The organism is Parabacteroides faecalis (assembly GCF_022809355.1).
GTDB classification, from domain to species: Bacteria; Bacteroidota; Bacteroidia; order Bacteroidales; family Tannerellaceae; genus Parabacteroides; species Parabacteroides faecalis.
The window spans coordinates 1-18,109 of record NZ_JAKZMM010000001.1; the positions used below are offsets into that span (position 1 = coordinate 1).

The following is an 18,109-nucleotide window of genomic DNA, read 5'->3' on the forward strand; positions in this document are numbered from 1 at the left end:
TTACCAAACGGAAAATCTCTCTTTCCAAATTCTTCCGAAACTTCTCTTGTTCATAATTGCTTTCTTTCATCTTCTTGCTTTTTAGGAGTCAACCTTATTTACAAAAAGACATTTATTCGAGATACTTGTCTGAATGAGGATTTTTTCTCATTGTCATAGTAAAGAGTCGTCGGGTTGATTGGGGGATTTTGTAAAAAGATTCAAGGTGAAACTGAATCAAGAATCCGCAAATCCATGTATCTTTGCAGCCAAAATAGAACCTATGTACACCGTAATTAAAAGACTGGAAATATCTGCGGCACATCACTTGTGCCTTTCTTATCCGAGTAAGTGCACCAATCTGCATGGCCATAACTGGATTGTAACGATTTATTGCCGGGCGAAGGAGTTGAACGAAGACGGTATGGTGACGGATTTCAGCCATATCAAGCAGCTGGTAAAAGACCGGTTGGATCATAAGAACCTGAATGAAGTACTGCCCTTTAATCCGACGGCCGAAAACATCGCTCGTTGGGTTTGTGAGCAGGTGCCTCATTGCTTTAAAGTAGAAGTGCAGGAGTCTGAAGGTAATACGGCGATCTATGAGAAAGATTAATGAAATATTCTACAGCCTGCAGGGCGAAGGCTATCATACTGGTACGCCGGCTTTGTTTATCCGTTTCTCGGGTTGTAACCTGAAATGTCCGTTTTGTGATACGCAGCACGAAGAAGGCCGTTGGATGGACGATGAGGAGATTTGGGCAGAAGCAGCAGCTTGCCCGGCCCGGACAGTTATTCTGACGGGCGGCGAACCTTCGTTGTGGATCGACGATGCCCTGATAGACGGACTGCATCGGCTGGGGAAATATGTTTGCATAGAAACCAACGGAACACGGAAAGTCCCGGCAGGAATAGATTGGGTGACGTGTTCTCCGAAAGGCGAACCGGTGGTATTGGACCGGATTGATGAAGTAAAGGTCGTCTTTACCGGTGAAGAAGATGTGGAAGTGTATCGCCAGTTGCCGGCTAAACAATACTATTTGCAACCTTGTTCGTGCCGGAACACGGAAGAGGTGGTGGATTATATCTTGAAGCATCCGGCGTGGAGACTGAGCTTGCAGACGCATAAGTGGATTCAGATCCGGTAATGCTCGGATGGATTTTGGAGTGGATTTATCATTGAATACAGACTTTAGAAGATTTAGATATATGAAGAAAATTGGAAGTAGGCGGTGGGCGCGTTTGGCCGTATTTATCTGTTCTTTGTTTGTGGGCATGGGGCAAATAGAAGCTCAGGAAACATATCATACACAAATATACAAGCCTAAACGAATCAAATCATTGCAGGTTGTTCAGCCGGATCAGACCTTTACAGTACCGGTTATTTCATTAGGCAATGGAGAACAAATTCTGATTAACTTTGATGACTTGACGCCTAATTACGAGCGTTATGCCTATTCCGTTATCCATTGTGATGCCGACTGGAAGAAATCGTCGTTGAACGAACTCGAATATATGCAGGGTTTCCAAGGATTGACGATCGACGACTTTGCCAATTCATTTAATACGACTACGCAATATACCAATTATCAGCTGTTATTGCCGAATGATGATGTACAGTTGAAAGTATCGGGCAACTACGCCGTTCGTGTATATCATGAAGATCATCCGGAGGAAACGGTGCTGGTGGCTTGTTTTTCGGTGGCAGAGTCGGAGATAGGCATTGCAGCTGAAGTAACCGGAAATACATTAGTTGATACCTATCAGCGGCATCAGCAGGTAAATTTCTCGGTCCTGAAGAAGAATTTGAATATTACACATCCGCAGACTGATCTGAAAATCCGGGTAGTACAGAATAACCGGCCGGATAATGTTGTTCGGAAAATCATGCCGAGTGGTATCTTGAGCGACCGGATCGTCTATGAAAACCTGCGGGAACTGATTTTCCCGGCAGGCAATGAATACCGCCGTATGGAGTTCTTGTCGAGCAAGTACAATGGGATGCGTGTAGAAGGTATTTCCTATCATAATCCGTATTACCATGTCGATCTGATGAAAGACTACCCAAGTAGCATGGCGACGTATGAATATGATCAAGATCAGAATGGACGTTTCTATGTGGCATGTAGCCGATGTGATGATGCCAATACGGAAGCCGATTATTACATTGTTCATTTCACCTTAGCAATGCCTGAAGCAAAAGGAGGTAAGGTTTATTTGAACGGAGACTTCATGCAGAATACCTTTGATGAGAACAGCGAGATGGTATTCAATCCGGATTCACGCCAATATGAAAAGGCCCTTCTGCTGAAACAGGGAAATTATAACTATCAGTATCTATATGTTCCGGAAGGTGAGACTACCGGACAAACCGGAAGTATTGAAGGAGATTTCCATCAGACGGAAAACGAATATACGATTTACGTCTATTTCCGTCCGATGGGAACTCGTTATGACCGTCTGATTGGTGTACAGACGGTGCATATCAATGGTCATAACTGATCGGATTCCGATTATCTTTCATGTACACACTGGCCGGCGATGTAGGTAGCCCGAACGGCGCGGTCGTCGGCATGTGTCATCAAACCAAACAGCAGATTCTCAATATTCCAGGCTTTTGTCCGCTTTAAGTATTCATAACGATACAGCTGGGCAAACGTAGAACTGTAATCCACCACGATGAAATCAGCCATCCGTCCCGGCAGAAAACTGCCGATTTCCTGATCCAGATGCAAGGCTTTCGCACTACCCAAAGTAGCTTTATAAAAGGCTTCGAAGGCCGACATCGGATAATTGTTCAGTTGTTGTACCTGATAGGAAGCACCTAATGTATGGAAGATGGAAAAAGAGGTACCACCACCGATATCTGTTCCTATCACTGTCTGCATACCGGCTTCGTTGGCTTTCTTCATTTCATACAGACCACTTCCCAGAAAACCGTTGGATGTCGGACAATGTACGGCGATTGCCTGTGCCTTGGCAATACGTTCCCGTTCCGAATCACTCAAATGGATGGCATGAGCCAGCAAGGTCCGGTCGGTAAGCAATCCATATTTCTCGTACACCGACAGATAATCCGGACAGTCCGGATATAATGTCCTGACGAAATCGACTTCACCTTTGTTCTCCGATAAATGTGTCTGGATGTATGTATCCGGATAATCGGCATGAATCCGCTGGCAGGCTTCCAGTTCTGCCGGAGAACAACTGACAGCAAAACGAGGTGTAATGACATATTTGTTTCGTCCTTTCCCGTGCCATTTCTGTATCAGCGCACGTACGTCGGCTTCTCCTTGCTCCGGCGTGTCGCAAAGATATTCAGGCGCTTCCTGGTCCATTTGGACTTTCCCTGTCAGCATACACATATTGTATCGGGAAGCTTCTTCAAACAGAATATCTGCCGATTGCGGATGAACCGACGAAAAGGCAACTGCCGTGGTCGTCCCGTTACGGAAAAGCTCTTTCAGAAATGCGCGGGAGATTTCACGGCAATGGTCCGTATCGGCAAAGGCTCTTTCGGCCGGAAACGTATATTGGTTCAACCAGTCGAGCAACTGCCTTCCGTACATTCCCGTGATTTCGGTCTGCACATAATGAAGATGTGCGTCGATAAATCCCGGCATCAAAACGGAACCCTGATAATCGACGACTTCCGCCTTCGGATATTTCTGCAATAGGATAGCCGATGTTCCGGCTTCTACAACCAATCCATCGCAGACGCATAAAGCACCGTCGGGTTCATATACGATATTCTTTGCCGACAGCAAAGGCGAGTCTGTAAAATAAAATACCTCACCCAAATATAGTTTCATTTCATTCATCCTATTCATCTCTTTTGTATTCCGTTTCAATAAACACCCTAAAGTACAAATTTGTTTGGAGTAGGAAGGATAGAAATCAAGATTTTTTCATTCGGTATACCCCGGCTTTTAAAAAAGAAACCAACGAGAATTACTTATAGATGTAACGAGAATTAAAATTGATTCTCGTTGGTTTTGCCGGTTACTCTTGGGTATTTTGTAATTCGATAAGACATTGAAAATAGAATTTATTAAAAATGATGAAATGATTTGTTGTTTATTGGGATTTAGAAAATGTATATGTATTTTTGAACCGATTAAATAAGAAATTTATGAAAGTGTCTTTAAAAAATATAGCAGAAGCCTTAAATCTTTCAAAGGCTACAGTCTCTTGGATTCTTTCAGGACAAGGAGAAGCAAAAGGGTTTAGCGAAGCAACGATTAAACGAGTAAAAGATTATGCGGAATCCGTCAATTACCGTCCGAATTTATTGGCCCGAAGTTTGTCTTTGGGAACTTCCAATACGATTGGACTGATCATTCCCTTTTTGGGAGATACTTTTTATGCTCAGTTGGCAAGTGCGATAGAATTGGAGGCTGCCCGAAATAAATATGCCTTGATTGTTTGCAGTTCAGAAGGCGATGGAGATAAAGAGTTTGAATTGATACGTACTTTGAAAGCCAAACAGGTAGATGGTATTATTATCGCTCCGACAAAGGTTTCGAAGAAGGGAATAGACTTGCTGTCGGAAGAAACTTTCCCGTATGTTCTGGTGGATCGTTATTATCCGAATTTGCCTTCCAATTATGTCATTGTGAATAATACGCAGAGTTGTTATGATGTGGTGCATTATCTGGGTAAGAAAGGAGCCAGGAAGATCGCTTTGCTGACAACTGATATTCATTTGTATGTCATGAAGCAGCGGGTGGAAGGATACCGGAAAGCATTGCAAGACTTGGGCCTGGACAGTGACTTGTCCTTGGGACTTTTCATCGAGCGGCAGAATTATCAGACGGATATTATTGATAAGTTGGATTGTCTGTTTCAGGAAGTGCCGGATGTTGATGGCTTTTTCTTTTCGACCCATTATCTGGCTTTAGAGGCAATTCGTTATTTTATCAATCATCAGATAGACTATCAGCATCGTTTTCATTTGGGTTGCTTCCATGAGACAATAGCGTTGGATGTTTTGGCACCGGAGATGTGTGTCACCAGAATGCCGATTGATAAAATGGGAGTAGAGGCGGTAAAAATCCTGTTGGATAATATACAGCAGGGAGGAGACTTTTCTTTCCGAAATGTGGTATTGGAGAATGAGTTTTCGCCTTCCTTTTCTCTTTTGGGGAAATAAGGCGGTTACTACCTGTATTTAGAATTAGACCGGTTAAAGTATTGTTGGACTTTTAGTTATTTTCAGACATGATGAAACACAAAATTGGGTGGGTATGTTTGTTATTCACCTCTTTTCATTTAGGAGCACAAGTATCAGAGATGACACAAGTAGCACCTGTTTCACCCATTACATATAAGCAGGAAGATGGAAAATTCAGAGTTCTTTCTTTTGTCAAGGTAAAGGATGTTCAGACAAAAAGGTTAAAAGGAAGTATCGATGGGGTGGCGGCAAAGATCATCCCTACGGAGAAAGAAGACAGTGTATTGGTCTGGTTACCTATGATAGGAAAACCTGCCGTCTTAAGATTAAATGATGGGAAAAAGACGGTATGCGAACAGACCTTTTCTCCATTAATACCTGCCGACTGGGGTTACTTTAAAGAGGGAACGATCCATATCATTCAGTCGTCACATCAGGATATTGCCTGGATGGATACACCCGAGTATTGTCGTGAAGACCGTATCAATCAGATCATCCTGCCGGCATTGGAGCTTATGAAAAAGAATCCGGCGTTTACGTTTGAGATGGAACAGACATTAAACCTGATGGAGTTTCTGGAAGCTCATCCGGAGAGGAAAGACGAATTGATCCGGCTGTACCAGGAGAAGAGATTCGGTTGGGGTGCAACTTATAATCAGCCTTACGAAGGTCTTTCCAGTGGAGAACAGTTGGTCCGTCAGGCTTATTATGGAAGAAAATGGATTCAGGAAAATCTTCCTGGATGCGATGATCGGGTTGCTAATAATATAGATGTGCCGGGAAGAACCTGGCAAATGCCACAGATATTGGCTAAAAGCGGAATCCCTAATTTGTTTGTCAGCCGAATGGCAGAAGGTTTATACGACTGGTATAGTCCGGATGGATCGAAAGTGCTGACTTTTACTCCTGGAAACTATGGTTGGGCGTCTATGATCTGGAAGTTCTTCGATCAGGATGCCGTTATAGCTTTTCATAAGCTACACCATCGGACACAGCTGTGGAGCGATTATTTTAAGAAGCATCAAATACCGCCTCATTATGCCATTTTAATGAGCTGTGATGCTACCAAGCCGGTAGATTATCAGCCAGTGATTGATGAATGGAATAAAATAGCAGATGCTTCGGATATTCCGTTACCACATTTGAAAGCCTCTACTGCTGAAGCCTATTTTGAAGCGGTGAGAGGAGAAAACACCCAGTTTGAAAAGATTGCAGGAGAAAGGCCGGACTTGTGGCTGTATATTCATGGACCTGCCCATTATGAAGCTACGAAATACAAACGGGAAGCGGCCGTTTTGTTACCAGCTGCCGAATCGTTTACCACATTCGCTGCTTGTCTGCGGAATGAACTGTCGTCATATCCTCGTCGTGCATTCGATCGGGCATGGATGGCTTCTATCTATCCTGATCATGGATTAGGCGGAAAGAATGGAGAAATAACCGATGCTATCTTTGAAGATAGCTTGAAAGTGGGACGTGATGAAGGACAAAAGTTATTGTCGGATGCTTTACAGCAAATCACGGAAGAAGTAAATACACATCCGGACAATTATATTGTATTTAATGATCTGACCTGGGAACGTAGTGAATAGGTAGAAGTTGAGATCCAGAAGCCACAGGCATCGGTGAAAGATGAGCGAGGACGCGTGGTACCCTCGCAAGTAAGAATCGCTGAAGATGGTAAGCGTTATGTTGTTTTCCTGGCAGAACAGATTCCGGCCATGGGATATCGTAGTTTTACTGTTGTGGAAGGAAAGAAACCGAAAGGGAATTTCACGGGTGCTGTTCAATGCTTGGCCAACAGTATTGAGAATAGTTATTATAAAGCACAACTAGGGAATGGTGGTATTGTTTCTCTTTATGATAAAGAATTAGGAAAAGAACTGATTCATTCTTCCAAATTTGCGTGTGGAGATGTCGTTGAACTGGGATATACAGGAAATGGAGCGGGCGAGTTTACTCGTATTACCGATGTGACACCGGGAGACATCATTCCTTTAAGTTCTTTCACCCCGACTTGGAAAGTAACGGAAGACGGTCCGTTGTTTACCCGTTTTGAGCAAGAACAACCTACCCAACATGCGGTAATCAGACAGACTATCACATTTTATCATACGTATAAAAAGATCGATTTTGACATAACCCTGAAAGATTTTGATGGAGAACATAACCGCCAGTATCGGATTGCTTTCCCGTTGAATATGATGGAAGAACGGACAATTCATTATGAAGTCCCCATGGGTGTTGCACAAGTGGGAAAAGATGAGCTGGACAAACAACCTGGAGGTTGGGCCTGGGGTGGAACCTATGTACATCATCCGAAAGATTCTCATCCACGGGAAATTCAGAATTTCATTTCAGCGAGCGGCAATGGATTTGGTTTTACCATGTCATCCTGTGTAGCTGTTGCAGATTGGTTGGATCCTTCGCGTGAAATGGCTGTTTATCCGGTATTACAAGGCATATTGTTCTCTTCCCATAAAAGTTGCCATGGCGAAGGAAACTGGTATCATCAGAAAGGAACCCATTCATATAAGTTTTCTATCACCTCTCATCCGGAAGGTTGGAAAAACGGATATCCGTTTGGTATAGCTAGTAATCATCCTTTTTATGTACAGAAAAAGGTAAACAAAGGTGGTTCTTTGGCAGCAACACATAGTTTCTTACAGATTTCAGATCCTTTCACTGCATTATCATTAATCAAGAAAGCGGATCAGGACGGTAATCTGATTATTCGTCTGACTGAAATGGAAGGGAAAGATAAAGAAATAACTGTTACGCTTCCTTTTGAAGTGAAACAGGTAATCCGAACCAATCTGATAGAAGAAGAGCAAGAAGCCTTAAATGTTTCAGGCAAGCAATTACGCCTGAAGTTAGGCCATCATGCCATTGAAACCTATAAGCTGGTTCTTTGATAAAAAGGAATATTGAAAATAGTATGTACTTTAAATAAGGATGACCATGAAAGAAATGACATCGTTGGAACGTTGCATGGCGGTATTGAACGGGAATATACCCGATAAATTGCCCGTTGTACCGCAATGCTTTATGTTAGCTGTCGAAACAGCCGGCATGAAGATAAGTGATGTAAATAAAAACGGCCGTAAGATGGCGGAAGCTCATTTTATTTCTCAGGAGAAATATGGGTATGATGGTTGCGTCATTGACTTTGATGATGCAACCATTGCCGAGGCGGTAGGAGCGAAGGTGATTTTTAGAGACGATGAGCCTGCAATTGTTGATGAGAGCGAACCTGTACTGAAGGATTTACGGGATGTATATGATTTACCTATTCCTGATCCTTTTACGTCGGGACGATTAAATGAATGGCTGGAAGCAACACGTGTCTTAAAGGAGAAGATAGGAGATCACGTATTTATTATGGGACGGGCAGATCAAGGTCCTTTCAGTATTGCCTGTCTTTTACGTGGTACGACTCAATTTATGATGGACCTGATGACGGAAGACAGACAATTGATCCAAGATGTATTGGATTATTGCCGGAAAGTAAGTGCTGTGTTTGCCAAAGCCCAGAAGGATGCGGGTGCTCATGCTACTTCTATTGGAGATGCTTTGGCTGGGCCGAATCTGATTTCACCGGAAATGTATCGTGACTTTGCTTGGGAACCGGAGAAATGCCTGGCTGAAGAAGTTCAGGCTTACGGAATCCCGTTCTCCATTCATATATGTGGAAATACCAATGGTATTATCAAAGATATGGGAATGACCGGAGCAAAAATCCTGGAAGTGGATTGGATGCTCGACATGAAAGAGGCTCGTCAGCTTGTTCCTGCAGATACGGTTTTGATGGGTAACATAGATCCGAGCTTTCCATTAGTATTAGGTTCGCCTACTGATGTAGAACAAGCCGTAAAGAACTTGATTGAAGCAACACAAGGTCGCAGACATATCATCAGTTCCGGTTGTGCCATGGGACGGAATACTCCGGTTGATAATTTCAAGGCTTTTATTGCTGCGACACGTCGCTATGGTTCGTATGAAGAAATTCAACGTCTTCAGGCAAATGAAGTAGGATGATTAAATCAGATGCGTATGAAGAAAATAATAATTCCGATATTGTCTTTGTTGCCATTCTTCTCAGTACAGGCTCAGTTTGAGAAGAATTTATATACTTGCGATGAAGAGACTTATGATTTATTGAAGAACCTTTCGGATTCACAATTAGGAAAGGGTAGTATTTATCTGTTCACAACTACACATCAGGATTTGGCATGGCTGAACCATATTGATGCTTGTATAGCCGATCGTGATACGTTATGGCTGACTCCATTCTTAAAGCGATTGGAAGAAGATCCGACATTTAAGATGGATATCGAACAGACATCTATCGTAATGGAGTACTTACATCGACATCCAGACACGAAGCCTTTGTTTGATAAGTATATCAAAGAAGGTCGTATTTGTATCGGAGGTACGTACATCCAGCCGTACGAAGAAATGTATTCAGGAGAATCATTGGCTCGTCAGTTTTATTGGGGTGCTCGTTGGTTGAAGAAGAATTTTGATGGCTACCAGACATTATCTTATTTTAATGTGGATGTTCCGGGCCGGACATTACAAATGCCTCAGATCATGAAAAAAGCCGGTGTGAATAACCTGATCATCAGTCGCCATGAACGAGGTTTGTTTTATTGGAAAGCTCCTGACGGATCAAAGGTCCGGACTTATACGCCGGGACATTATATCTATTTCTATAATGTAATGGCAAAAGAAGATACGGCAGCCGTAAAGGAATTAGGAAAGGAATCGATCTTATGGTACACAAAGTATAATGATATCAAGCAGGCAAAAACAGTTATGCCGGCCATGCTGAATTACGAATTATCATGGGATCAGAAACCGGTGGCAAATACATTGCAGTTTAAGGATAAATGGAACCGCGTTCAATATATCCGTAAGGAAGGAGAGATGAAATGGGAAAAAGTCAATCTACCCAAATTTGAATATGCCACGGCAGACAACTTTTTCAATACGTTGGATCATTCTACGAAAAACTTGCCTGAAATAGAAGGAGAACGTCCGAATGTGTGGTTATATATTCATGGTCCTTCGCACGAGAAAGCTATTACGGCAAGTCGAAAAGGTGATTTACTGTTGCCGGCAGCAGAAGCAATGGCTTCTTACCGGATTATGACTTCCGGTTCTTTTCTTTCTTATCCTTCAGAGATGTTAGACGAAGCGTGGAAGGCAAAGATTTATCCGGATCATGGTTGGGGCGGTAATGGAGGAATCATGACGGATAATGAATTCCGACGGAAATATGATTTTGCCTTGACGGAAGCAGAGAAACAGATTATAGAAGATGCCGGTTATCTGGCATCATCGGTTAATACGAAGGCTGAAAAAGGAAGACCTGTCGTGTTGTTTAATAACTTGTCATTTGCTCGTACTGCTCCGGTTCAGTTTGAGATTCGTTTGGAGGAAGGTTTTGCCAAGCAGTTGTCTGTACAAGATGCGGAAGGAAAACAAATACCGGTTCAATTGTCGGATGTCAAATATTATGCAGATCAGAGTATTCAGCAGGCAAAGGTTCATTTTGTAGCTTCTGCTGTTCCTGCCATGGGGTTGAAGACTTATTATGTAAATGCTTCTTCTTCGGTGGCTGCTCTACGTTCGGCTTCCGATCAGATCATAGAAAATTCATATTATCGGATTGAATTGACGAAAGGTGGTATCAAGCAGATCTATGACAAAGAACAGCAGACTCCGTTACTGAATACTGCAAAGTTTTTGGGAGGAGAAGTTATCACCATGCGTTCATTTGGCAATGGTGCCGGCGAATTTGATGCCGTACAACAACCTGATATGGAAGGATTTGATAAAACATCCAGTCATGCGGCAGATTGGACTCTTCTGGAAGATGGTCCGGTTTATACGGCTTATAAGTTGAGAACGCCAATCCGTCATGCCATAGTGGAACAGACTTTGCGCGTATATCACCAGACAAAACGGATTGATATGGATGTAGATCTGTTGAATTGGGAAGGTGTTATGTTCCGGGAGTTCCGTCTGATGTGGCCTTTGGCTTTTGGAAAGGCTGAGGTATCTTATGAAGTTCCTTTTGGTGCGTTGACAGTCGGTAAAGACGAGATGCCTGGTGCTGCCGGTGAACGTTATTATGTGGAGAATAAGGAACAGCATCCGCGTGGAATCGGGAATTGGATCAGTGCGAAAGGAGACAAAGCGGCTGTTACGATGACTTCATCGGTTGCGGTAGCCGATTATTTGGATCCGACAGACCAACCAGTCGATTATACGATATTGCAACCGATTTTGATGGCTTCCAGAAGAAGTTGTCATGGACAGGGAAATGATTATTTCCAACCAGGAGATCATTCGTTCCATTTTTCGGTTACTTCGCATCAGCCTAGAAGCATTCAGCGTGAAGAAGCTGGAGTTTCTGCCAATGCTCCGCTAATATCTGTGTATAATCCTATTCGATATGCAGAGACTCGTTTGCCGGAAGAATATTCTTTCCTGACATTGGATAATCCTCAGGTCAAGGTGACTGCCCTGAAAAAGTGTGAAGATGATAATAGTTTGATCGTCCGTCTGTATAATTGTTCCGGCCAAGAGGAAGTGGTACATTTGCAAATGCCTTTCCAGCCGAAAGCGATTGTACATACGAATCTGATTGAGGAAGAATTGGAAAGTGTGCAAGAGATACGATTGGGAAAATATGCGATTGAAACATATAAAATCAAGTTAGAATAAGATATGAAGAAATGTAAGACGAAGAGAAATATCCTGGCTGCGCTGGGATGTTTCCTTCTGGTGGCTTGTACAACGACAAGTAACCAGAATCAGACGACAACAGAAGAGTCGTTGACTCAGTATGTGGAGCCTCGTATCGGTACAGCTCATTGCCGGTGGTTTCATTTTGCTCCGGGAGCCTTGCCATTTGGTTTGGCAAAGCCTGCTGCTGCTACGAATGCGAGTGTAGGAAACAAGTCGGGTTGGGAAGCAACGGGCTATGATTATCGGGATACTTCTATCGAAGGTTTCCCTTGTTTGCATGAGTTTCAGGTAGGAGGTATTGTCTTGATGCCGACTGTCGGTGAACTGAAAACGATTCCAGGAGCTGTGAATTCGGAAGGCGAAGGTTATCGTTCCGCTTTTAGTCATGAAGATGAAGTCGCTACGGCCGGATATTATTCGGTCTTGTTAAAAGACTATGACATAAAGGCTGAATTAACGGCTACGAAGCGAGTTGCGTTCCAACGATTCACATTTCCGGAAAGTGGCGAAAGTCATATCTTGTTTGATATCGGAAATCGCCAGGGAGAAAGTGGTCCGGCTGTAGATGCTGAAGTAACGGTTTGCAGTAATGATCTGGTTGAAGGTTGGGTAAAGACCTTGCCGGAATACAGTAAGAAATATCAGGATGGTGCGACCATTACAATGTATTTCTCTGCCAAACTGGATAAAGAAGCCAGTTCTTTTGGTACGTTTATCAAAGAAGATGTTAAAGAGAATCAAGCATCCGTTAAAGGTGTTGGGGCAGGAGCTTATCTGACTTATCAGACTAAGGCTGGTGAAACCGTTACTGCCAAAGTGGGGCTTTCGTATACTTCTGTTGAAAATGCCCGGTTAAATCGAGAAGAGGAAACGAATCAGGATCAATTGACATTTGATGAAGCTCGTTTGGCCTCTCATCAAACCTGGGAAGAATACTTGGGCCGGATTCGGGTAGAAACACCGGTGAAGGAAGATAAAGTAAAGTTCTATACAGGTTTGTATCATGCTATTTTAGGTCGTGGTCTGGCTAGCGATGTCAATGGTGCTTATCCGAAGAATGACGGTTCGATAGGTCAGTTGCCGATGGAAAATGGAAAACCGAAGTTCTCTTTCTATAATACTGATGGTATTTGGGGCGGACAATGGAACTTGATTCAGGTTTGGGCCTTGGCTTATCCGGAGTATTTGTCGGATTATGTCAGCACGCATTTACAGGTCTATAAAGATACGGGCTGGTTAGGTGATGGTATTGCCTGCAGTCGTTTTGTATCGGGCGTTGGAACCAATCAGTTGGGAAATGTTATTGCTGCTGCTTATTTGTGTGGTATTCGTGACTTTGATGTAGAAACTGCTTATGCAGCTGCCCGCAAGAATGAATTGGACGGAAAGGATCGTCCGATGGGTGCCGGCAAGTTGGATACAGACAAGTTTGTCAAATATGGTTATGTTCCTCACAAAGATCAAGGAGAATATCCGGATGAGTCGTGGATGTTTTCTGCATCTCATACGTTGGAATATTCGTTTGGTGCGTATGCGGTTGCTCAGATGGCGAAAGAATTAGGCAAGATGGACGATTATCAGCAATTGATGGATTTATCGAAAGGTTGGGAACGTATTTATAATGAGGAGACCAATCTGATTCATCCGAAATGGGAGAATGGAAAATTCATTGAGAACTTCGATCCGATGCAAGTATGGCGTGGCTTCCAGGAAGGAAATGCTTATCAATATACATTCTATGTACCGCATGATGCCCAGACGCTGATCGTAAAGATGGGTAAAGAAGAATTTGTACAGCGTCTGGACAGTATTTTCATTATCTCGCAAGATAAGATTTTCAGTGGAGGCAAGACGATTAATGCTTTTGCCGGCTTGCAGACATATTATAATCAGGGAAACCAACCTTGCTTGCATATTTCTTGGCTGTTCAATCAGGCAGGCCGTTACGATTTAACGCAGAAATGGGTAAGAGCTATCTTGGATGAGTTCTATGGAACAGATGGAATCCATGGTTATGGATACGGACAGGATGAAGATCAGGGACAGTTGGGTGCCTGGTATGTGATTTCTTCCTTAGGTATGTTTGATGTAAAAGGATTGGCCGATGTGGATCCGGTCTTTTCATTGGGTAGCACGTTGTTTGATAAAGTAACGATTCGTTTGAATAAAGATTATTATCCGGGTGATACCTTTGTGATCGAAGCACATAATAATGACAAACAGCATGTTTATGTAAAAGACTATGTTTGGAACGGAAAAGAGTTAACATCTCCAGAAATCCGTTTCAAAGATGTTGTATCGGGTGGTCAGTTGTCTGTTGAAATGAGCGATCAGCCAGTCGTCAAATGATGACAGATCATAAATCTTTTCCGTAAGTTTATAGAAGCTGTAAGCATTTGAACTTACGGAATTGGCTTAAAACAGAAAGAGGTTGCGTCATGATATCGTGAACGCAACCTCTTTTTATAAGATAGATTTGTCTTTTTACCGTAAGCGATCCAATGAACGAACCAAAGCTTCATCAGCTCCGATATTACGGATGGCCAGATAATTCAGGATTAAACTGATAAATGGGAATGTTAAAGCGATTTTCCCGGTGATGTCAACATCTCCCAAATCTTTTGATACTGTCCATACATAGAAAGCATACAAGCCATAAAAACCTAACATCAGGATGGCATTGAAAATACACAAACGAATCTGTAGAATGCGTTTGCGATAAAGGAAAATAGTAATCAGTGAAATGAGGGCTATAATTGCTGTCAGCGCAAACAAACCCCATGTCGGATAAAGTAATTCCGGTTGATCTGTCAGCATCGTTGAGATACCAGAGGCATCAAACGAACATAAAGACTCGCCTGCCTGTAAAACCGTTAATGGCAGGAATAATGTTGCAATCATCAGTGCGACGATGATTAACAGATATACGGTTTGTATTCTTTGTATCATAAGTATTCTTCTTTTTATGTTATTGTCGTTTGAATCAGAAAATGAAAAGAGCAATTAATAAAGGATATTTCCTGTCGGTTGACTGAAAAGACTTTATTAATTGCTCTTTTATGGATTCAAACTGTCGTTAGCAAATAAATATATTCCGACAATTATTAGAAATTATTCTTTTCTTTAGCAGGATTTCTGTAATAAACCTTACCATCCTCATACTCTTTCGCTGCAATCAGTGTTGGTTTAGGCAGCTTTTCATAGTAACGAGAGATTTCAATCTGCTCTCTGTTTTCGAACACTTCTTCCAGATTGTCGTTATAAGAGGCGAACTCTTGGAGTTTCTTTTCCAGATCTTGTTTCATTTCAACACCAATCTGATTAGCCCGCTTTGCAATAATCGCTACCGTTTCATACACATTACCTGTATCGGCACAAAGTTTCATCATGTCGCGTGTAATGGTATTCGTCGGCGCGTTCGTTTTTCTGTAATCCATACTTCGTTTATATTGATAATTCGTTTAATACGTATTAGTAATCCGCTTGCTAGCATAATTGAAATACTTGGTCGCATCTTTCAGATATTTACCTTCCGGATACTCATTGATGTAATTGTAATATTCGTCAACTACATCACGGTATCTTCCTTGTAACTTCTCATCGACACTAACCAATGCCAATTCATATTTTGCGCGCAGCATAATATACATAAATTCTTCACGATACTTTGAATACGGATAATTCTTCAACGCATTCTCTGCCGTGATAACCGCAGACAAATAGTTGTTACCCATATAAGTACCCAAGTTGAAATAAAGCCGGGTAGCCAGCAATTCTTTCAATGCCAGTTTTTCCTGCAGTTCGAACAAGATTCGCTGTGCTTCTTCTGCCCGTTCGCTTTGTGGATAATAATCCATGTACAACTGCAATTGTTCGATTGCCTTATACGTCTGTGTCTGGTCTAATTTAGGATCCGGAGAATCTAAATATAAACCATAACCGGAATAATAACGTGACAGTTCGGCATATTCGCCTTTCGGGTACGTCTTATAATAAGTTTCAAAATATTGCGAAGCTGTCTGGTAATCTTTTTGCCCATAATAGCTTTGAGCGAGCAGATACAGAGATTCTTCTGCATAAGCTGTTCCTTTAAAGATTGTAACCAATTCATCCAACAGCGTTGCTGATTTGGAGTATTGTTTCGCGTTGAAATACTTCTTGGCGTACGAATACTTCAATTCATAATCTGTGCTTTTCAAGATCTTGTTATACTCTCCGCAAGAAGTAAACAAGACAGCACTCATCATCCATAATAATACAATCTTCTTCATTCAACCATACGTTTAGCGCGCAAAGATAACAATTCTTTGTGAAATACAAGGTCGTTAGCGTATTAAAAATTACAATTTGTATAAATCACTGGCTGCAATCAGTTCGAGTTTGTTCTCTTTCAGTACCTCGGCGCAACGTTCAACATTGTCCGGACGGATAATGACGTTCGCTGCATCGCCCTGCGAAAAGGCATACATATATTCTACGAAGATACCGGCTGCCGTAATGATTTGCATGGCTTTTGCCAATGCACCGGGCTGATTCGGGCAGTGAAGGCATACCACATCGGCTACACTTACCGCATATAAATGATCGCGCAATACTTGAATGGCCTTGTCGGTATCGGAAACGATAAGGCGGAGTATGCCGAAATCCGAATTTTCGGATACCGTGAATGCCGACATGTTGATGTCTGCTTCTCCTAATATATTGGCTACTTCCGTAAAACGGCCTTTCTTGTTCTCCAAAAAGATTGATAATTGTTTGATCAGCATAATAATCCTTTCTTTTAGTTATTATTCGAATTTACGGTTGTCGATGACGTGCTTTGCCTTGCCCATACTACGCTCGATGCTGCGCGGTTCGACAATTTTGATATCCGGCTGCAATCCGATTACACTTTGGATGCGGTTGGTTATCTTTTTCTTCAAAGCAATCATCTTGTTCATTTCGTCTGAGTAATATTCCGGACGGACTTCTACCTGGATCTGGAATGTATCGGTATTGTTCACACGATCTACAATAATCAGGTAGTGGGCCTCGAATTCCGGCAATTCCAAAATTACGGATTCTACTTGAGATGGGAAAACATTTACGCCACGAATAATCAACATATCGTCACTTCGACCTAAAATTCTTCCCATTCGGACTGCTGTACGCCCGCATTCGCACTTTTCGTAGATCAAATGTGTCAAATCGCGGGTACGATAACGAATCATCGGCATACCTTCTTTTGTTAATGTAGTGAAGACGAGTTCACCCATCTGGCCTGGTTCAACCGGCTGCAGGGTTTTCGGATCAACGATCTCCGGGAAGAAATGATCTTCCCACAGGTGTGTTCCGTTCTGGCATTCACATTCACCGCCAACGCCCGGTCCGCAGATTTCTGTCAGTCCGTAGATATCGTATGCCTTGATGTTCATTTTTTCTTCCAACTCTTTGCGCATATTTTCAGTCCAGGGCTCTGCTCCGAAGATACCTACCCGCAGTTTGAATTCGTCAAGAGGAATACCCGAATTGCGGATAGTTTCTGCCAGATACAAAGCATACGAAGGCGTACAAGCCAAAGCCTTGGCTCCGAAGTCGTGCATTAGCTGAATCTGTTTCTGTGTATTGCCACTACTCATCGGAATAACGGTACCTCCGATATTCTGTACGCCACCATGCAATCCCAATCCTCCGGTAAACATCCCATATCCGTATGATACTTGGACGGAATCATTCTTACTTAATCCGTAGGCTGTCAGGCAGCGGGCAACGACTTCTTCCCATATTCCCAAGTCTTTGCGGGTATATCCAACGACAATCGGCTTGCCGGTTGTACCCGAAGAGGCATGAAGCCGCACAATTTCGGACATAGGAACGGCCATTAATCCAAACGGATAATTGTCGCGTAAGTCTTGTTTGACAGTAAAAGGAAGTTTGGTGATATCATCGATCGATTGAATATCCTGCGGAACTACACCCAGCTCCTGCATCTTCTTCCGGTAGAAAGGGGAATTATGATAAACGTGTTCAACAACTCTTCTCAGTCTGATACTTTGCAGTTTCCGCATTTCTTCGCGGTCCATGCATTCTATTGTTTCGTTCCAAATCATAGTTTTTCTTGATATTGACGTTAAGTTTATTTCTAAAATCGGGCGAAAAGTAATAACTTTTTCAGAGAAAGCCAAGGAAAAGCAGAAAATGTTTATCCGTTACGGTGTT

The 18,109-nt window shown here is 42.5% G+C and carries 15 protein-coding genes; 9 read left to right on the forward strand and 6 right to left on the reverse strand.

The window, feature by feature from the left end; genetic code table 11:
* Nucleotides 1-262 precede the first annotated feature (262 nt).
* The 3 genes from queD to MUN53_RS00015 all read left to right on the forward strand — a co-directional run bounded on the left by queD (nt 263) and on the right by MUN53_RS00015 (nt 2,481).
* Nucleotides 263-595, forward strand: a complete 333-nt coding sequence (queD, locus tag MUN53_RS00005; protein WP_243322996.1) for a 6-carboxytetrahydropterin synthase QueD — start codon at nt 263-265, stop codon at nt 593-595.
* Nucleotides 582-1,127 carry a 7-carboxy-7-deazaguanine synthase QueE gene (locus MUN53_RS00010; RefSeq protein WP_243322856.1) on the forward strand — a complete coding sequence of 182 codons (546 nt, stop codon included), beginning with the start codon at nt 582-584 and terminating at the stop codon, nt 1,125-1,127. Before queD ends, MUN53_RS00010 begins: the two co-directional genes overlap by 14 nt.
* A gap of 127 nt (nt 1,128-1,254) precedes the next feature.
* On the forward strand, nt 1,255-2,481 hold the full coding sequence (locus MUN53_RS00015; protein WP_243322997.1) for a type IX secretion system plug protein: 1,227 nt from the start codon (nt 1,255-1,257) through the stop codon (nt 2,479-2,481).
* 11 nt (nt 2,482-2,492) lie between these two features.
* Here MUN53_RS00015 and guaD read toward each other — a convergent pair whose 3' ends face one another.
* Complete coding sequence (gene guaD, locus MUN53_RS00020; protein WP_243323000.1) at nt 2,493-3,800, reverse strand: guanine deaminase; 1,308 nt, start codon at nt 3,798-3,800, stop codon at nt 2,493-2,495.
* Between the two features lie 311 nt (nt 3,801-4,111).
* Between guaD and MUN53_RS00025 the strand changes: the two genes are divergently transcribed.
* From MUN53_RS00025 to MUN53_RS00050, 6 genes are all read left to right on the forward strand, one after another.
* Nucleotides 4,112-5,131: a LacI family DNA-binding transcriptional regulator gene (locus tag MUN53_RS00025; protein WP_243322857.1), complete on the forward strand. Its 1,020-nt coding sequence runs from the start codon at nt 4,112-4,114 to the stop codon at nt 5,129-5,131.
* A 68-nt stretch (nt 5,132-5,199) separates the two neighbouring features.
* The gene (locus MUN53_RS00030; RefSeq protein WP_243322859.1) at nt 5,200-6,744 is read left to right on the forward strand and encodes a glycoside hydrolase family 38 N-terminal domain-containing protein; all 1,545 of its coding nucleotides are present in this window, start codon (nt 5,200-5,202) and stop codon (nt 6,742-6,744) included.
* 33 nt (nt 6,745-6,777) lie between these two features.
* A complete protein-coding gene (locus MUN53_RS00035) occupies nt 6,778-8,067 on the forward strand; it encodes a glycosyl hydrolase-related protein (protein WP_243322861.1) in 1,290 nt (429 codons plus the stop codon).
* A 46-nt stretch (nt 8,068-8,113) separates the two neighbouring features.
* The gene (locus MUN53_RS00040; protein WP_243322863.1) at nt 8,114-9,190 is read left to right on the forward strand and encodes a uroporphyrinogen decarboxylase family protein; all 1,077 of its coding nucleotides are present in this window, start codon (nt 8,114-8,116) and stop codon (nt 9,188-9,190) included.
* Nucleotides 9,191-9,205: 15 nt separating this feature from the next.
* A complete protein-coding gene (locus MUN53_RS00045; protein ID WP_243322864.1) occupies nt 9,206-11,887 on the forward strand; it encodes a glycoside hydrolase family 38 N-terminal domain-containing protein in 2,682 nt (893 codons plus the stop codon).
* Between the two features lie 3 nt (nt 11,888-11,890).
* Nucleotides 11,891-14,260 (forward strand): GH92 family glycosyl hydrolase, encoded by a 2,370-nt coding sequence (locus tag MUN53_RS00050; RefSeq protein ID WP_243322865.1) that lies wholly within the window; start codon nt 11,891-11,893, stop codon nt 14,258-14,260.
* Nucleotides 14,261-14,395: 135 nt separating this feature from the next.
* Here the strand turns inward: MUN53_RS00050 and MUN53_RS00055 are convergent, their stop codons facing one another.
* The 5 genes from MUN53_RS00055 to MUN53_RS00075 form a co-directional block, all read right to left on the reverse strand.
* Nucleotides 14,396-14,860: a DUF4293 domain-containing protein gene (locus MUN53_RS00055; RefSeq protein WP_022456582.1), complete on the reverse strand. Its 465-nt coding sequence runs from the start codon at nt 14,858-14,860 to the stop codon at nt 14,396-14,398.
* A gap of 155 nt (nt 14,861-15,015) precedes the next feature.
* Nucleotides 15,016-15,348 carry a DNA-directed RNA polymerase subunit omega gene (locus tag MUN53_RS00060; protein WP_022456581.1) on the reverse strand — a complete coding sequence of 111 codons (333 nt, stop codon included), beginning with the start codon at nt 15,346-15,348 and terminating at the stop codon, nt 15,016-15,018.
* A 24-nt stretch (nt 15,349-15,372) separates the two neighbouring features.
* On the reverse strand, nt 15,373-16,182 hold the full coding sequence (locus tag MUN53_RS00065) for an outer membrane protein assembly factor BamD (RefSeq protein WP_022456580.1): 810 nt from the start codon (nt 16,180-16,182) through the stop codon (nt 15,373-15,375).
* A 69-nt stretch (nt 16,183-16,251) separates the two neighbouring features.
* The gene (locus tag MUN53_RS00070; RefSeq protein WP_243322866.1) at nt 16,252-16,677 is read right to left on the reverse strand and encodes an amino acid-binding protein; all 426 of its coding nucleotides are present in this window, start codon (nt 16,675-16,677) and stop codon (nt 16,252-16,254) included.
* Between the two features lie 21 nt (nt 16,678-16,698).
* On the reverse strand, nt 16,699-18,000 hold the full coding sequence (locus MUN53_RS00075) for a phenylacetate--CoA ligase family protein (RefSeq protein WP_243322867.1): 1,302 nt from the start codon (nt 17,998-18,000) through the stop codon (nt 16,699-16,701).
* Nucleotides 18,001-18,109: the final 109 nt, after the last annotated feature.

Coding starts and splice junctions, on each gene's coding strand:
- queD (WP_243322996.1), top strand. CDS start 263: ATGTACACCGTAATTAAAAGACTGGAAATATCTGCGGCACATCACTTG.
- MUN53_RS00010 (WP_243322856.1), top strand. CDS start 582: ATGAGAAAGATTAATGAAATATTCTACAGCCTGCAGGGCGAAGGCTAT.
- MUN53_RS00015 (WP_243322997.1), top strand. CDS start 1,255: ATGGGGCAAATAGAAGCTCAGGAAACATATCATACACAAATATACAAG.
- guaD (WP_243323000.1), bottom strand. CDS start 3,800: ATGAATGAAATGAAACTATATTTGGGTGAGGTATTTTATTTTACAGAC.
- MUN53_RS00025 (WP_243322857.1), top strand. CDS start 4,112: ATGAAAGTGTCTTTAAAAAATATAGCAGAAGCCTTAAATCTTTCAAAG.
- MUN53_RS00030 (WP_243322859.1), top strand. CDS start 5,200: ATGATGAAACACAAAATTGGGTGGGTATGTTTGTTATTCACCTCTTTT.
- MUN53_RS00040 (WP_243322863.1), top strand. CDS start 8,114: ATGAAAGAAATGACATCGTTGGAACGTTGCATGGCGGTATTGAACGGG.
- MUN53_RS00045 (WP_243322864.1), top strand. CDS start 9,206: ATGAAGAAAATAATAATTCCGATATTGTCTTTGTTGCCATTCTTCTCA.
- MUN53_RS00050 (WP_243322865.1), top strand. CDS start 11,891: ATGAAGAAATGTAAGACGAAGAGAAATATCCTGGCTGCGCTGGGATGT.
- MUN53_RS00055 (WP_022456582.1), bottom strand. CDS start 14,860: ATGATACAAAGAATACAAACCGTATATCTGTTAATCATCGTCGCACTG.
- MUN53_RS00060 (WP_022456581.1), bottom strand. CDS start 15,348: ATGGATTACAGAAAAACGAACGCGCCGACGAATACCATTACACGCGAC.
- MUN53_RS00065 (WP_022456580.1), bottom strand. CDS start 16,182: ATGAAGAAGATTGTATTATTATGGATGATGAGTGCTGTCTTGTTTACT.
- MUN53_RS00070 (WP_243322866.1), bottom strand. CDS start 16,677: ATGCTGATCAAACAATTATCAATCTTTTTGGAGAACAAGAAAGGCCGT.
- MUN53_RS00075 (WP_243322867.1), bottom strand. CDS start 18,000: ATGATTTGGAACGAAACAATAGAATGCATGGACCGCGAAGAAATGCGG.